Genomic DNA, 14,985 nt, shown 5'->3' on the forward strand with positions numbered 1-14,985 from the left:
TCATTGAGAGAGTGCCTTCATTTTAGCCGGTTACAGGAAGATATCAACGGGTTGTGCATGTGATATTCACGACAAAATCCCGTCGAAAGCGCTTTGATGGACGGATGATAAACCCGTTACGTGAGGCATTCAATTCAGCGGCGGCAAAACGAGAATGTGAAAGGGTTGAGAGGGATGGTGAGTGTGATCATGTGCATTTGCTGGTCGCCTATCCGCCGAAACGGGCAGTCAGCGTCATGATTACTCATTTAAAATCGGTATCATTACGGTGCCTTCGTCAGCAAAACCAGACTTCTGTGGTCGAGGTCATACTTTACCTGTAGCACAGGGGGCGCAACGAGAGAAACGTGAAAAGCGTACGTTGCCAGTCAGAATACGCCGGAGTAGCCAGCCCTAAATTGATGAATTTATCGCTCTGCTGGACAGTTTCCCATTCTGGTTCAATATAGTGACACCCCGTGCAGAATAGAAGGTGATGTAACCTGATTATCCCTCTCTGGCATCAACAGTTAATTGAAAATGGCTTGTTCAAATCGGTTTTTTATTGGAAATTGTCGTAGGCTTAATTGCTTATACATTCCCACCTAAAAAACCGAGCTTGAATTTACGGGATTGTGATATCGCTATTTCATTGGGGCGCGGGCATCTTTGCTCATATGACGCCGGATAGATTTAAGCCAGCCCATCATAAATCAAAATGAGTGTTGCAAAAACGGGGGCGACCATAGATTTTATGCTTTCCTATATCTGGACAAAACTTTCGGAGTGTAAGAATATGTCTTACACTATGGAATGTTAATTAATTATCTGAATGAGGTGTACTATGGTATCACGTACAATGACAGTAGATACCGGCGAAGAATTACGTGGTTTTGTAGAAAGCCTAGTTGAATCAGGTTATTACAAAACTAATAGTGAAGTCGTTCGGGAGGGATTACGATTATTACAGGAAAAACAAGCTGAATCTAAACTTGAAGCACTTCGTCAGCTAATTGATGAAGGTGATAACAGTGGAGAAGTTGTAGCGTGGGATCTCAATACTTTCCTTACCCGTATGAAAAATAAAACACCCAATGTCCAGTAAAACATTTTTTCTAAAGCCTAAAGCTGAACAGGATTTAGAGGCTATTTTTGAATACAGTTATCAAGAATTTGGCCTGGAAAGAGCGTATCAGTATATCAAGAATATCGACAGGGCTTTTCATACACTTGCTGAAGCTCCCGGACTAGCTCGGAATTACAGCCATGTTCGACCTGGAGTAAAATCATTCCCGGTTGCTTCACATATTATCTTTTTTCGTTTAATGGCAAATGGGATCACTATTGTAAGAGTCTTACACCAATCTATGGATTATCAACGGCACATCGAATGATGTACTGAAGTTTCGCAAAAAGGAGAGCATAAAAAATCTTGGAACACTACATTGGCGTTTATGCAGCTATAGCTAATGTAGAACTCTCAACCTATTACGACTCGTTCATTAATTTTAATGCTAGGATACCAACGTTTAGTGTCTATTCCTTGATGATTTTGCAGAGCGGTGCGGGTGTAGTTGATCCGTGTGCGCTGAAAGGTGCACGCACGGTTCTTAGAGGGCTGGAGACAGGTAACTGTCTCTGGCTACTCTGCGAAATTGGTTATTTTTTTACCCATCCCCCCGATAGGGTTCGCAAGTGCAGTATCAACAAAGTCGATACTTGAAATGAACACAGATAGAGTATCTTCATTGTTGATCCTATGAGGATTTAAATATGGCACAAGTCGTCGTGAAAAAATGGGGAAACAGCCCTTCTGTACGTCTTCCGGTCGCTATTATGCAAGCTGCTTCACTAAATGTTGATGATACGGTTGATATTGCTGTTGAAGATGGTCGAATTATCATTATTCCGGTCAAAGCGAAAGAGTATTCTCTTGACGCACTATTAGCTGGAATTACACCCGAAAAGCGAGCCAGAAAAGTAACAAAAAAGGGTCATGTTAATTCTTCAGAACTGGAGGATATAAAGGCTAAAGCAAAGGCGCTTATCGGATAACAGGGCACTTTAGGCGGCTTAATTGCTTATACATTCCCACCTAAAAAACCGAGCTTGAATTTACGGGATTGTGATATCGCTATTTTTAAACGAAGCTGAGGTTAATGTAATCATTCGCCTTGATTGCGGATTCTTAATATCAAACTACAGCGATTGAGCTGTAGTTTGACGCAGAAAGGGGTTATGAGAAAAATTAGGCCACAGGGCGGGCGACAATATTACGCGTTTCCATTCTGACTTCCTCAATCCGAACATCAATAATGTCGTTCAATTGGTAAGCGACTTCACCTTTGATAATTACGGTGCCGGTTTCTTGGCTACATTGCAATTCATCACGCACGGCATGTAGGAATGGTGCGGGTATGAAAGCCACGGCACCGTTATCGACCAGCCGAACACGTAAACCGCCACGGGTAATATCAATGATTTCCGCAGTAAATCGTTGCTCGGTTCCTGCATGTGGTTGCAGGAAGCGTGCGTACAGCCAATCCCCCACATCACGTTCGGCCATACGATTCAGTCTGCGACGTTCAGCCAGTTGCAAACAGGTTTCTTCCGAGGGTTGCTCTACATCCGTTTTTTGAATAATCGCTTTCAGTAAACGATGGTTAATCATGTCGCTGTATTTACGGATCGGTGATGTCCAGGTGGCGTAAGCATCAAAACCGAGACCAAAATGAGGGCCGGGTTCAGGTTTAATCTCTGCGAAAGTCTGGAAACGACGAATGCGACTATCAAGGAATTGTGTTGGCTGTTTATCCAATTCACGACGTAATTTGCAGAAGCCGTTTAAGGTTAACAATTCTTCTGTGTTAGCATCGATACCATTTTCTTTCAGTAATTCAACCACTTGTTCAATTTGCAGTGGTTCAAAACCCATATGAACATTGTAAATACCAAAACCTAACTTATCGCGTAGTATTTTGGCGGCGCACAGGTTAGACGTGATCATTGCTTCTTCGACAATACGGTTTGCTGTACGGCGTTGCTCTACGACGATATCCAGTATGTGACCATTATCATCAAGGATGAAGCGGTAATCAGGGCGATCTTTGAAAATAAGCGCATTTTGGTGGCGCCATTGGTTGCGGCGATCGCTCATTTCCTTTAGGAGAATGATTTGGGCCTTAATCGCTTCGGAAGCAGGTTCCCAAGTCCCGGTTTCTTCCAGCCAATCAGAAACTTCGTCGTAAACCAATTTAGCTTTTGATTCAACCCAAGTAGAGAAAAACGCAATATCATCACCCAGTTGACCATCTTCCAGAATAGAAACCTGACAAACCAATGCCGGACGGCGGGCGTTAGGGCGCAGAGAGCATACATTCTCTGACAGGTCGCGCGGCAACATGGGAATATTAAAACCCGGCAGATAGTTAGTGAAAGCACGTTGATGGGCGATTTGATCCAGTTCGCTGTCAGCAGCAATATAAGCTGTTGGATCAGCAATGGCGATACTGAGTTTCAGGCTACCATCATCTTGCTTAGCAATATGCAAAGCATCGTCCATATCTTCCGTGGTTGCACTGTCAATAGTGACAAAATCCAGCGACGTTAAGTCAATGCGCTCAAGATCGCCATCGTTCATCTGGCAATCGGCAGTCATCGTGGGAGCATCTTGTTCCAGATTATGGCGAGTGAGCGTTACCCACCAAGGGGCGTAGTGATTGCTACTTTCAGTGATATAGCCGGTAATTTCCGCATGAAAACCACGGCTGCCTTTCAGTGGATGATGACGCATTTCAGCGACGGCCCAATCACCATGCTGAAATGGATGAGTGACCTGATTGGCCGGCCGGCAATGGATAGCATCTCTTAGCAATGGGTGATCAGGAATGATCCATAGACGGTTATCATTTTCTTTTTTCTGGATACGGCCAACGAAGCGATTTAGAAATGGCTCGATCAATGTTTCTGGCTCGGCGATCTCTCTTTCTTTATCAGTATGAATAGCGGCAGTCACTCGATCGCCATGCATAACTTTTTTCATGTGTGGGGGAGGAATAAAATAACTTTTTTGCCCATCGACTTCTAAGAATCCGAATCCTTTTTCGGTACCTTTGACCAAACCTTCTACTCGAAGTGTTTGGGAATGAAGTTGCTGTTTTAGCTGTGCAAGCAGCGGGTTGTTTTGAAACATAATATCCGCGGAGAAAGTTGAGGGTTATTATCAGATAGTTTTTTGGAATAACAGTTTTACGCGAATTGATGGTGTCGAGCAAGCAACATCTGCAAAATAGCGTAAAACAGTATGGAAATTGCAATAGAAAATTACAATAGTTACTCAGGGTAAATTTTTTCTTTAAATTCACATAGATCTTCAATAATACAGGAACCACAACGAGGTTTACGGGCTATGCAGGTATAACGACCGTGTAAAATAAGCCAATGATGGCAATCAACTTTAAATTCTGCTGGAACGACTCGCAGTAATTTATTTTCGACTTCATCGACATTTTTACCCGGCGCGAATTGAGTTCGATTACAAACCCGAAAAATATGGGTATCGACCGCGATAGTCGGCCAGCCGAAAGCGGTGTTTAACACTACATTGGCTGTCTTGCGGCCAACACCCGGCAAGGCTTCCAACGCGGCGCGATCTTCGGGAACTTCGCCAGCATGTTTTTCCAGTAATATCCGGCAGGTTTTAATGGTGTTTTCCGCTTTGGTGTTATAAAGACCGATAGTTTTTATATACTCTTTCAGCCCATCTACACCAAGGTCAAGTATTGCCTTGGGGGTATTAGCAACCGGATAGAGTTTTGCTGTGGCTTTATTAACACTCACGTCTGTTGCTTGCGCTGAAAGCAATACTGAAATAAGTAACTCAAAGGGTGTTGTGAAAACTAATTCAGTTGTTGGCTTTGGGTTGTTATCCCGTAAACGCGTTAGAATTTCGATACGTTTCTGTTTGTTCATATCAAATAGAACTCTCCGATCCTGGTGATATTGTTATTGCACGGCTTTTTTCTTTTATTGCTCTGGTTTTCATTTTTTCGTCAATAAGATATTTCGCTGCCAGCATTAATCCCAAACCGATAAAAGCACCGGGTGGTAAAATCGCTAACAGGAAAGGGGAATCCATATGAACGATTTCTATTCGTAATATCTTAGCCCAATTACCCAGAAGTAAATCAGCGCCATCAAATAGGGTTCCATTACCGAGAATTTCTCTCATAGCACCGAGAACAAACAGCGCGAAAGTGGCTCCTAATCCCATTGCTAAGCCGTCAATCGCAGAGGGCATGATTGGATTTTTCGCGGCGTAGGCTTCAGCACGACCAATAACAATACAGTTAGTCACAATCAGTGGAATGAAAATCCCTAGTGATTCGTACAGACCAAAAGCGTAGGCGTTAATCAACATTTGAACAGTACTGACAACCGAAGCGATTATCATAACATAAATTGGAATACGGATCTCATTGGGTACCCAACGACGCAAGCTGGAAACCGCAATATTGGTACAGACTAGAACCAGTGTCGTTGCCAGCCCTAAACCGAGTGCGTTGGTTGCAGTGGAAGATACGGCTAACAGTGGGCACAATCCTAGCAGTTGTACTAAAGCGGAGTTATTTTTCCATAGCCCTTGGATAAATAAGTTTTTGGTTTCACTCATGATTTTTCTCCACAGGATTCTAGGGAAGAGAGATGCTCAGGTATAGTCTGTAAATAAAGAGCGGTCCGTTTGACTGAGTTTACCACGGCGCGTGGGGTAATAGTGGCACCGGTAAATTGATCAAACTCACCGCCATCTTTTTTCACCGCCCAGTGCCGGTCATGATTTGATGTGATGGTTTTCCCTGAGAATACATTAATCCAGTCTGAAATCCGGGTTTCAATTTTATCCCCCAGTCCTGGGGTTTCATGATGTTCTGTAACCCGTACACCAAACACTTTTCCTGAGAAATCTGCTCCAACCAGTAATTGAATAGCCCCGGAATAACCATCCGGGGCCGTACTTTCTAGTGCCGCGGCCACGGGTTGACCATTTTTACGGGCCAGATAGAGACGATGAGGCAAGTTATTGCCCAAAGCATCCGCATTGACTAGATAGCATTCGTTTTGTATATCGTTGTCGTACAGAACAGGCGGAATAACCTGATCAAGCAGCGACTTGTGCTGTAATGCGGCCTGTTCTGCGATAGTACTTTTGGTGAGTGAATTCACGACAGCTGTTAGCCCGGTGGTAATGGCGGCGAAAATGGCTAGTGTGATGCCGTGACGTCGCATGGTTTCTAACATAACGGCTCCTTATTCATGCCCGTAAACGCGGGGCTGGGTGTAATGGTCAATGAGTGGCACGGTGATATTCGCCAATAAGACCGCAAATGCGATGGCATCAGGATAACCACCATAAACACGGATAACCCAGACTAACAGGCCAATCATGGCACCAAAAACCAAACGACCTTTGGGTGTCGTTGAAGCACTGACGGGATCGGTTGCAATAAAGAATGCACCTAGCATGGTTGCACCGGAAAACAGTTGCAATAATGGCGGCGAATAACGGGATGGATCAATCAACCAGCTAGTAAGTGCGCATAAGCCTAATGCCAGGATAAATGCCGCGGGAATTTGCCAGGTTATCACTTTTCTGTTCAGCAGAATAAGTCCACCAACAAGATAAGCAATGTTGACCCATTGCCAGCCAATACCCGCCAGAGATCCTTGCAATATAGGTTGGCGAAGAACGTCATCAATATTGTGAGTCAATAAACCGGTTTTGAAACTATCCAGCGGTGTAGCCTGGCTAATCCCGTCGAAACCTTGTTGTAACTGCTGTAATGTTGTGCCATCGGGAGTATGGCCGCTGAAGATCACTATCAGGCTGTCTAGGGGAGTGATGTGTGTTGCCAGTAAATCCATGGGTGGCAACCAACTGGTCATTTGCACTGGGAATGATATTAGCAGTACGACATAACCGACCATTGCCGGATTGAATGGATTTTGACCAAGGCCACCATATAAGTGTTTGGCAATAATCACCGCAAAGGCAGTCCCCAATACAATCAGCCACCAAGGCGCCAGCGGTGGAAGGCTGATCCCTAAAAGTAAACCTGTCAGTAATGCGGAATTATCCTGCAAACGAGGCATAATTGCCTGTTTACGTAAAGATAGGGCAAATGATTCCGCAAGCAGGGCGGTAATCACTGCAAGCAGGATCTGGAACAAGGTACCGTAACTAAAGAAGTAAGTTTGCACCGCAATACCAGGTATCGCTGCCAGCACAACCCACAGCATAATGCGGCTGGTACTTTGCTGATTGTGTGTAAAAGGCGAACTTGCGACTTTTAGTTTTTTGTTGTCAGTCTGAACGGGTCTGAATTTCATTTATAACAATCACTATTCTATTGAAATTTTCTGTTGTTCCTGTGCGTCTTTTTTGGCTTTAACTCTGGCGATTGCGGCAGCGATTGCCGCTTTGCGCGGATCAGTTTCTTCCGCTGATGGTGTTTCTGCCTGAGTTTCAGCTAATTGCTGTGTTTGGGCTTGCTTGGCTTTAACACGAGCAATGGCAGCCGCGACGGCAGCCTTACGCGGATCAGTTTCTTCCGCTGGCGGTGTTTCTGCCTGAGTTTCAGTTAATTGTTGAGTCTGAGTTTTCTTGGCTTTGACACGAGCAATGGCAGCCGCGACGGCTGCTTTGCGTGGATCAGTTTCTTCCGCTGGCGGTGTTTCTGCCTGAGTTTCAGTTAATTGTTGAGTCTGAGTTTTCTTGGCTTTGACACGGGCAATCGCGGCGGCAACGGCAGCCTTACGCGGATCAGTTTCTTCCGCTGGCGGTGTTTCTGCCTGAGTTTCAGTTAATTGTTGAGTCTGAGTTTTCTTGGCTTTGACACGAGCAATCGCGGCCGCGACCGCATCTTTATGAAGATCTTGTTTTTCACTAGCGGTAGTTTCTGGTTCCCTCGTTTCCGGTGATGGTGTTACTTCCTGATTTTGTGCTGCTTTCTTCGCTTTAGCTCTGGCAATTGCTGCTGCTAATGCGGCTTTGCGTGGATCTTCTGCATTTGTTGGTTCCGATGGCGCAATACTAATATCTTCCGCCGTCTGTTTTTCCGCCTGACGAGCGCGAAGTTGCTCTTTTCTTGCTTGACGAGCTGCTATTACTGCTGAATTATCAGGAATTTGCCCCGGTTCTATAGCAACAACTTTACCTGCGTTAGCCTGTTTTTCCTTCACGCGGGAAAGTGCATCTTGTACAGCGCTTTTATCTTTATTATCGACTTGAACGGTCGATTTTTTGTGTCGTTCCTCTCGGGCCAGTTTTTCTCGTTCCATGCGGGCCTGCTTAGCTTCGAAACGAATTTTGGCTTCGGTTGAACGGCGGTTTTCCTGATCCAAGGCCCTAATTTCGGCTTTCTCCTGGCGATAATATTGCACTAGAGGAATATTGCTTGGGCAGACATAAGCACAGGCGCCGCATTCAATACAGTCGGACAGATTGTGATCTCTGGCCTTTTCGTGCTCTTGTCCCCGACTGAACCAATAGAGCTGTTGCGGCAATAAACGGGCAGGGCAGGCTTCCACGCATAATCCACAACGGATACACGCCTCTTCCGCTGTATTTGAATCCATTTCCTGATGGGATGGCGCCAGAATACAGTTACTGATCTTAACGATGGGCACGTTGAGGTCAGGCAGCGTGAATCCCATTAAGGGACCCCCCATAATGACCATCTGTTCTGATTGTGGTGCAAAATCGGCTAATTGGAGAAGAAATTGTACCGGAGTACCGAGCCGCGCCCAGAAGTTACCCGGCGAGGTGACTGCTTCGCCAGTCATTGTGACGACTCGCTCAATCAAAGGTTCTCCATCAATAATAGCGCGCTTGATAGCAACCACTGTACCCACGTTCTGCATTAGCACACCGATAGTAGAGGAGCGGCCACCGGAGGGGACTTCTTTACCGGTCAGGATTTTGGTCAGTTGTTTGGCCCCGCCGGAAGGATATTTAGTTGGAATGACCCGGACAATAATCGATTTATCGCCTTTTAGCGCGGTCTTAAGCTCCTTTATCGCTTCTGGCTTATTATCCTCGATACCAATCAGGATCTGCTCTGGTTTAAGCAGATGTTCCAGAATACGAATGCCCTCAATAAGTTCGCCGGCATGCTCCTGCATCAGGCGGTCATCCGCGGTAATATAAGGTTCGCATTCTGCCGCGTTAATGATCAGCGTTTTAAGGCCATGACGGCCACTTTGCAGTTTGGCGGCGGTAGGAAAGCCAGCCCCCCCTAAACCTGCGATACCTGCTTGATGGATTCGGTTGAGGATCGTGTCTGTATCCAATGATTGATAATTGGGTGTCTGAATGCGTTCACCCCATTGATCTTCCCCATCAGGGCGCAAACGAACACATAACTCTTGCAACCCGGATGGATGCGCTGTAATACACGGTTCAATGGCAATGATTGTACCGGAAGTCGATGCATGAACCGGTACAGTACGACCAGTGCCAAATGTTAGGGGCTGGCCTTTAAGCACTTCATCACCCACTTTAACCAGTAACTCGCCTTCCGTACCCAAATGTTGTTGCAAAGGGATGATTAACTCTTCCGGTAGTGGCGCAATGCGTAAAGGAGCCTGGCTGGATTGCAGCTTCATTTCAGGTGGGTGAATACCGCCGGCGAAATCCCAGATTTTGTTTTTATTGAGTAAATTGAATAAATTAAACATGATGTTCAGCCTCAATATTTTTAACCGGGATACTTTTAACGGAAACAGCTTGAGATGGCTGAACAGGAATATTTTTAACTGGAATGGCTTTTAAATCCCATTTCCAGTTGGCAGTGGTTGTTGCTACAGGGATCATCGTAATACAGTCTGTTGGACAAGGAGCAACACACAGGTCACAACCGGTACATAAATCTTCAACAATGGTATGCATAGCACGGGTAGCACCGACGATAGCGTCTACCGGACATGCCTGAATACACTTAGTGCAACCAATGCAATTCTCTTCATCAATAAAGGCGACTTTGCGTGCGGGGTTTTGTACGTTTGCATCACCATCCAATGGTTGCGGATCGATACCGAGCAGCTCTGAAATTTTCAGCATGACTTGCTCACCACCCGGTGCACATTTGTTAATCATCTCGCCATTATTCGCTACGGCTTCAGCATAAGGGCGACAGCCAGGGTAACCACATTGTCCACACTGACTTTGCGGCAGAATATCATCAATGTTTTCAACAATGGGGTCCTCTTCCACTTGAAAACGGCGGGCGGCAAACCCCAGGATTAACCCAAAAATTAACCCTAGTGCACTGAGTGCACCAATAGCAATCCATAACGATGTCATCAGAACTTCACCAAACCACTAAAGCCCATGAAAGCCAAGGACATTAAACCCGCGGTGATAAGACCGATAGATGACCCCTTGAAAGGGGCGGGTACATCAGCAACAGCCAGACGTTCACGAATCGCGGCAAACAGTACCATAACGAGAGAGAAACCGGCGGCGGCACCGAAACCATAGATAGCGGATTGTAAAAAATCGTGTGATTGATTGATATTCAGCAGTGCCACACCCAGTACAGCACAGTTAGTCGTAATTAACGGCAAGAAAATACCCAATAACCGGTATAACGTTGGGCTAGTTTTGCGTACAACAAGCTCGGTGAATTGCACCACAACCGCAATGACAAGAATAAAGCTCAGGGTACGCAAATAGATTAAATCCAGTGGTAACAAAATAAAGGTATTCACCAGCCATGAACATACGGAGGCTAGTGTCATAACGAATGTTGTCGCAAATCCCATCCCGATGGCAGTTTCCAGCTTTTTAGAGACGCCCATGAAAGGGCATAAGCCGAGGAATTTCACCAAGACGAAATTGTTCACCAATACGGTTCCAACAAATAAAAGAAAATAGTCAGTCATTGCTGTGCCTGAAAATGAGTTTGTTGATTTTTTATTAAATTATAAGTATGCCCTTGTCTTACCAGGGGCAATCTATTGTTAATGATAACAACCAAAGAAAGTTGAGGTTATCGATCTTGTGTGAAAGTCATTTTGACTCGATGAGAGCGTTTAATGTAGGGGACAAAAATAGCGGTTGCCAATAGTGGCCATGCTAATGCACGCAAAGCCATTTGATCAGGAATAGGGGAGAAAGCGAAAGTTTTCAATGCAATTAATACGGTAATAATAAGCCAAATAATAAAAGTTTTCGGGAATCTTTTTGATCGCATGAAAAGCAGTTTCAATACCCATAGGGTGAAACACCACATTACCGCAGTAATGGCGACAGAAAGAAACCACATTAAAGTAAAGTGATTATTACCGGCACTCAATGCATTGTTTTGACTAAAAAATGCCAGAATATATAGGGCGAGCATGACACTGGCACTGAGAAAGGTCGTAATCAGATAAGCCGCCGGAGCCAGAACCCAACCATTAATTCGGTGATAATCATTGGTTTGATACATAAATCATTCCATTCGAAGCTATATGAAAAAAGAATAATAGGCGATCCTGATGAGTTAGGAAATAGATTGATTGAAAGATCTTCAAGGATAGATTCAGAGATAATTTGCGCAACGGTCATCACCGATGATATTTTTTACGCATGCTGAATTGCTGCATATTATTAATGAGTTTGAGAGGCTGTTATGCGTGAGCTGTTAAAGGTTGGGCTGGTGGGGTATGGTTATGCGAGTAAAACGTTCCATGCACCGTTAATTGCTGGCACTGCTGGTGTTAACTTGGCCGCCATTTCCAGTAGTGATGCTGAGAAAGTGAAATCAGATTGGCCAAATATCCCGGTGGTATCCCGCTCTGAGGATCTTTTTAATGATCCTGACATTGATTTAATCGTTATTCCGACACCTAATGATACGCATTATCCTCTGGCGCGGAAGGCATTGGCAGCGGGTAAGCATGTTGTGGTGGATAAACCGTTTACTATCACAGTTGAACAAGCTGAATCTTTGAAAGAGCAGGCAGAGAAGGCGGATTTATTACTTTCTGTATTTCATAACCGCCGTTGGGATTCCGGTTTCCTGACGATAAAATCGTTAATTAGAGAGAATCGTCTAGGCAAATTAAAATATTTTGCCGCCCATTTTGATCGTTATCGCCCGGTTATACGTCAAAGATGGCGTGAAGCGGCAGGGCAAGGAAGTGGTATTTGGTATGATTTAGGCCCTCACTTACTCGATCAGGCGGTTCAACTGTTTGGTAAACCGCAATCTATTACGGCTGATTTGGCGATGATCCGCCCACAAGCCGAAGCGGTAGATTATTTCCACGTGTTGTTGAATTATCCTGATGTCAAAGTGGTTCTTCATGCAACAACCGTGGCGGCGGCTGAATCTGCGGTTTATACGTTGCATGGTATGGAAGGCAGTTACGTGAAATATGGTCTTGATCCTCAGGAAGAACGATTAAAAGCAGGGGAAAGTCCGCTACATGCCGATTGGGGATATGATATTCGTGATGGGATTGTGACGCTGTCACGTGGAGAGGAATTAGTCACTGAATATGTGCCGACTTTGCCCGGTAATTATCCTGCTTATTATGCTGCGATCCGTGATGCGATTATGCTAGGTAAACCTAATCCAGTCACGGCAAATGAAGCTATTCAAATCATGAAATTAATTGAGGCAGGTATTCAGTCCGCAAAACAGCAATGTACAGTGGCAGTGTAAACTTATATTTTGTTGTCACTTTCTATATTATCAATTAGCCTGGTTTGCCGGGCTAATTATTTGCAAAGCAAGGAAAATGATGAATGACTTGGTGGCAAAGGTTAAGAATAGATCCTTTTTTGATGATATTAGTGACAGTGGTTGTCATTGCGACATTTTTTCCTTGTGAAGGGGAAATTAAAGTCTGGTTTCAACGATTAACTACAGCGGCTATTGCTCTGCTGTTCTTTATGCATGGTGCTAAATTATCTCGTCAAGCTATTATTGCCGGCATGGGACATTGGCGGCTTCATCTGGTAGTTTTTCTCAGTACCTTTGTCTTATTCCCGATTATTGGATTAGGGTTGAATTTGCTAGTACCCGAAATCATGACATCAACGGTTTATTGGGGATTCCTTTATCTTTGTGCATTACCGGCTACGGTTCAGTCAGCTATTGCTTTTACCTCGGTTGCTGGTGGTAATGTTGCCGCTGCTATTTGCAGTGCTTCAGCATCCAGTATTCTGGGCGTGTTTTTATCGCCAATATTAGTTGGACTGATGATTCATATCCAGGGCGAGGGCGGCCCCGATACGCTGGAAGCAATAAAATCCATAATGCTTCAATTGATGGTTCCCTTTATTATCGGGCATCTGTCACGGCCATTAATTGCCGGTTGGGTAGAGAAACATAAAAAGTGGGTCAATATAACTGACCGGTCATCAATTCTTTTGGTGGTTTATGTGGCGTTTAGCGAGGCGGTTGTAGAAGGTATTTGGCATAAGATTGATGGTTATTCGTTACTCGTGATTGGGGTTATTTGCTGCATTATGCTGGCGATTGTATTGATGATTAATACTTATACCGCTCGCTGGCTAGGTTTTAATAAAGAAGACGAAATTACAATTGTCTTTTGTGGATCAAAAAAGAGTCTGGCTAATGGTGTGCCAATGGCGAATGTTTTATTCCCTGCTGCGACGGTTGGTGTGATGCTGTTGCCGTTGATGATTTTTCATCAAATTCAGTTGATGGTGTGTGCAGTATTGGCACAACGTTATGCTAAGAGGTTAAGACGGAAATAGATATGTAATATTGGGCTGTGGAGCTTAAATTATAAGTTTCTGCTGAAATTTTTCCATCACTACACTATTCACATACTTTCGCCATCTTTAACCGATGAAGATATATTTCAATGCTGCGATGACAACCGCAATGCCAACGGCTAATATCAGTTTCTTCATCCAATCTAAATCTGTTTTTATAATATTAATATCGGTTTTAATGCTTTCGGTAGCAGCTGTCAGATCTGCTTTGGTGGCGGCACTTTTTTCAGACTGCTCATCGTTAAAACCCGATGCTTTGAGTGCTTTAACTGCTGTAAGTGTATTCATTGTAAGTGAAGCCATTCTTTCATCCTCTAAAACATAAGACAGTTGATTGATTACGTTTAAAGTAAGAATAAGACCATAAGGACACGAATGCAACACGACAGTAAATGAGTTTACCATCACCCTGTGAAGAGAAGGCAGGTAAGGTGTGCATTTAGAGAGTAATGGCTTGTTTTTTATCATTTGCCCCCATTCTAAACGAAGGAGATAAAGAGGTTTGAATAGTCGTTGTGAACATAGGAATACCGTTGAATGATACTGTCATTTGGGTTCCAATGTTTTTATTGATTAGAGCATTAAATCGAGGAAAACATGGTTTATCTTTTTTTACTACTACTGATAACTCATTATTCATTCCATCATGTGATCCTAAATAATCAATTTGATCTGTACACGCTTGAGTTAAGATAAATTTGTCACCAGATAAAAATTCAAATTTTAACCCTTCTTTCGTTTGAGTTAGCCTATTTCGATTGTTTTTATCGGAACATCCGGTTATTGCGGAGAGGAACATCATAATAACAAATAGATTTTTCATAATTTCGAACCTGTCATAATTTAAGAACCACAGTTTGGCGACGCTTTAGGGTGCTAGGTGAAACTTCTTTGACTGTTTTGCTGCAATAAGTACCCCAAGGTAATGAGATGGTTCCCCTCACTCTAACGGCAGTATATTAGCAGAGTGATTATCTTTGATAAGAGGCTACCATCATGAACACTATCGCACTGATTGGCATCGATCTCGGCAAGCATTCTTTTCATGTCCATTGTCAGGAGCAATCGGGAAAAGCTCTGCTACGTAAAAAATTCACCCGAACTAAATTGATGGAATTCTTAGCCGATTGCTCTCCGGCAACGGTTGTGATGGAAGCCTGTGCTGGCGCGCATTTCATGGCAAGGCGGATCGCTGATTTGGGGCATGAGGCTAA

At 44.1% G+C, this 14,985-nt stretch carries 16 protein-coding genes and 2 pseudogenes; 7 read left to right on the top strand and 11 right to left on the bottom strand.

The genetic code is table 11. The features are described from left to right. Positions 1–53: 53 nt before the first annotated feature. The 4 genes and pseudogenes from tnpA to D3222_RS15535 all read left to right on the top strand — a co-directional run bounded on the left by tnpA (position 54) and on the right by D3222_RS15535 (position 2,034). Positions 54–351: pseudogene (tnpA, locus tag D3222_RS15520) on the top strand (IS200/IS605 family transposase). 472 nt (positions 352–823) lie between these two features. Continuing rightward, entirely contained in the window at positions 824–1,084 is a 261-nt protein-coding gene (locus D3222_RS15525) for a type II toxin-antitoxin system ParD family antitoxin (RefSeq protein ID WP_232832541.1), read from the top strand. Beyond that, positions 1,074–1,373 (top strand): type II toxin-antitoxin system RelE/ParE family toxin, encoded by a 300-nt coding sequence (locus D3222_RS15530; protein WP_118986962.1) that lies wholly within the window; start codon positions 1,074–1,076, stop codon positions 1,371–1,373. The genes D3222_RS15525 and D3222_RS15530 overlap by 11 nt, the downstream gene beginning before the upstream one ends. A 379-nt stretch (positions 1,374–1,752) precedes the next feature. Continuing rightward, positions 1,753–2,034, top strand: a complete 282-nt coding sequence (locus tag D3222_RS15535; RefSeq protein ID WP_118986963.1) for an AbrB/MazE/SpoVT family DNA-binding domain-containing protein — start codon at positions 1,753–1,755, stop codon at positions 2,032–2,034. A gap of 193 nt (positions 2,035–2,227) precedes the next feature. Here D3222_RS15535 and D3222_RS15540 read toward each other — a convergent pair whose 3' ends face one another. The 9 genes from D3222_RS15540 to D3222_RS15580 form a co-directional block, all read right to left on the bottom strand. Next, positions 2,228–4,171, bottom strand: a complete 1,944-nt coding sequence (locus tag D3222_RS15540) for an exoribonuclease II (protein WP_118986964.1) — start codon at positions 4,169–4,171, stop codon at positions 2,228–2,230. Between the two features lie 140 nt (positions 4,172–4,311). Then, positions 4,312–4,950 (bottom strand): endonuclease III, encoded by a 639-nt coding sequence (gene nth / locus D3222_RS15545; RefSeq protein WP_118986965.1) that lies wholly within the window; start codon positions 4,948–4,950, stop codon positions 4,312–4,314. Position 4,951: 1 nt separating this feature from the next. Continuing rightward, positions 4,952–5,650, bottom strand: a complete 699-nt coding sequence (locus D3222_RS15550; protein WP_118986966.1) for an electron transport complex subunit E — start codon at positions 5,648–5,650, stop codon at positions 4,952–4,954. Next, positions 5,647–6,276: an electron transport complex subunit RsxG gene (rsxG, locus tag D3222_RS15555; protein WP_118986967.1), complete on the bottom strand. Its 630-nt coding sequence runs from the start codon at positions 6,274–6,276 to the stop codon at positions 5,647–5,649. The genes D3222_RS15550 and rsxG overlap by 4 nt, the downstream gene beginning before the upstream one ends. Positions 6,277–6,285: 9 nt before the next feature. Next, a complete protein-coding gene (gene rsxD, locus D3222_RS15560) occupies positions 6,286–7,365 on the bottom strand; it encodes an electron transport complex subunit RsxD (protein ID WP_118986968.1) in 1,080 nt (359 codons plus the stop codon). A gap of 12 nt (positions 7,366–7,377) precedes the next feature. Continuing rightward, on the bottom strand, positions 7,378–9,714 hold the full coding sequence (gene rsxC / locus D3222_RS15565) for an electron transport complex subunit RsxC (RefSeq protein WP_118986969.1): 2,337 nt from the start codon (positions 9,712–9,714) through the stop codon (positions 7,378–7,380). Then, complete coding sequence (rsxB, locus tag D3222_RS15570; RefSeq protein ID WP_118986970.1) at positions 9,707–10,339, bottom strand: electron transport complex subunit RsxB; 633 nt, start codon at positions 10,337–10,339, stop codon at positions 9,707–9,709. Before rsxB ends, rsxC begins: the two co-directional genes overlap by 8 nt. Next, on the bottom strand, positions 10,339–10,920 hold the full coding sequence (gene rsxA / locus D3222_RS15575) for an electron transport complex subunit RsxA (RefSeq protein WP_011146612.1): 582 nt from the start codon (positions 10,918–10,920) through the stop codon (positions 10,339–10,341). The genes rsxB and rsxA overlap by 1 nt, the downstream gene beginning before the upstream one ends. Before the next feature lie 107 nt (positions 10,921–11,027). After that, complete coding sequence (locus tag D3222_RS15580) at positions 11,028–11,468, bottom strand: DUF2569 domain-containing protein (RefSeq protein ID WP_118986971.1); 441 nt, start codon at positions 11,466–11,468, stop codon at positions 11,028–11,030. A gap of 183 nt (positions 11,469–11,651) precedes the next feature. Between D3222_RS15580 and D3222_RS15585 the strand changes: the two genes are divergently transcribed. Beyond that, positions 11,652–12,689, top strand: coding sequence for an oxidoreductase (locus D3222_RS15585; protein WP_118986972.1), 1,038 nt, complete (start codon positions 11,652–11,654; stop codon positions 12,687–12,689). A gap of 83 nt (positions 12,690–12,772) precedes the next feature. Further along, entirely contained in the window at positions 12,773–13,750 is a 978-nt protein-coding gene (locus D3222_RS15590; protein ID WP_118986973.1) for a bile acid:sodium symporter family protein, read from the top strand. Positions 13,751–13,837: 87 nt separating this feature from the next. On the opposite strand, the gene D3222_RS15595 is transcribed toward D3222_RS15590, so the two are convergent. Both D3222_RS15595 and D3222_RS15600 read right to left on the bottom strand, forming a co-directional pair. After that, a complete protein-coding gene (locus D3222_RS15595; protein WP_118986974.1) occupies positions 13,838–14,074 on the bottom strand; it encodes a hypothetical protein in 237 nt (78 codons plus the stop codon). 136 nt (positions 14,075–14,210) lie between these two features. Further along, the gene (locus D3222_RS15600) at positions 14,211–14,594 is read right to left on the bottom strand and encodes a hypothetical protein (protein ID WP_118986975.1); all 384 of its coding nucleotides are present in this window, start codon (positions 14,592–14,594) and stop codon (positions 14,211–14,213) included. 173 nt (positions 14,595–14,767) lie between these two features. Here D3222_RS15600 and D3222_RS15605 point away from each other — a divergent pair. Next, positions 14,768–14,985, top strand: a pseudogene (locus D3222_RS15605) (IS110 family transposase); the annotation flags it as partial.

The sequence above is a fragment of the Photorhabdus sp. CRCIA-P01 genome (assembly GCF_003545805.1).
Taxonomy (GTDB): domain Bacteria; phylum Pseudomonadota; class Gammaproteobacteria; order Enterobacterales; family Enterobacteriaceae; genus Photorhabdus; species Photorhabdus antumapuensis.

What these genes read in the sequence shown, in the direction of transcription:
- D3222_RS15525 (WP_232832541.1), top strand. Translation starts at nt 824, where the DNA reads ATGGTATCACGTACAATGACAGTAGATACCGGCGAAGAATTACGTGGT.
- D3222_RS15595 (WP_118986974.1), bottom strand. Translation starts at nt 14,074, where the DNA reads ATGGCTTCACTTACAATGAATACACTTACAGCAGTTAAAGCACTCAAA.
- rsxC (WP_118986969.1), bottom strand. Translation starts at nt 9,714, where the DNA reads ATGTTTAATTTATTCAATTTACTCAATAAAAACAAAATCTGGGATTTC.
- rsxG (WP_118986967.1), bottom strand. Translation starts at nt 6,276, where the DNA reads ATGTTAGAAACCATGCGACGTCACGGCATCACACTAGCCATTTTCGCC.
- D3222_RS15600 (WP_118986975.1), bottom strand. Translation starts at nt 14,594, where the DNA reads ATGAAAAATCTATTTGTTATTATGATGTTCCTCTCCGCAATAACCGGA.
- rsxD (WP_118986968.1), bottom strand. Translation starts at nt 7,365, where the DNA reads ATGAAATTCAGACCCGTTCAGACTGACAACAAAAAACTAAAAGTCGCA.
- rsxA (WP_011146612.1), bottom strand. Translation starts at nt 10,920, where the DNA reads ATGACTGACTATTTTCTTTTATTTGTTGGAACCGTATTGGTGAACAAT.
- D3222_RS15585 (WP_118986972.1), top strand. Translation starts at nt 11,652, where the DNA reads ATGCGTGAGCTGTTAAAGGTTGGGCTGGTGGGGTATGGTTATGCGAGT.
- D3222_RS15590 (WP_118986973.1), top strand. Translation starts at nt 12,773, where the DNA reads ATGACTTGGTGGCAAAGGTTAAGAATAGATCCTTTTTTGATGATATTA.
- D3222_RS15535 (WP_118986963.1), top strand. Translation starts at nt 1,753, where the DNA reads ATGGCACAAGTCGTCGTGAAAAAATGGGGAAACAGCCCTTCTGTACGT.
- D3222_RS15540 (WP_118986964.1), bottom strand. Translation starts at nt 4,171, where the DNA reads ATGTTTCAAAACAACCCGCTGCTTGCACAGCTAAAACAGCAACTTCAT.
- D3222_RS15580 (WP_118986971.1), bottom strand. Translation starts at nt 11,468, where the DNA reads ATGTATCAAACCAATGATTATCACCGAATTAATGGTTGGGTTCTGGCT.
- D3222_RS15550 (WP_118986966.1), bottom strand. Translation starts at nt 5,650, where the DNA reads ATGAGTGAAACCAAAAACTTATTTATCCAAGGGCTATGGAAAAATAAC.
- rsxB (WP_118986970.1), bottom strand. Translation starts at nt 10,339, where the DNA reads ATGACATCGTTATGGATTGCTATTGGTGCACTCAGTGCACTAGGGTTA.
- nth (WP_118986965.1), bottom strand. Translation starts at nt 4,950, where the DNA reads ATGAACAAACAGAAACGTATCGAAATTCTAACGCGTTTACGGGATAAC.
- D3222_RS15530 (WP_118986962.1), top strand. Translation starts at nt 1,074, where the DNA reads ATGTCCAGTAAAACATTTTTTCTAAAGCCTAAAGCTGAACAGGATTTA.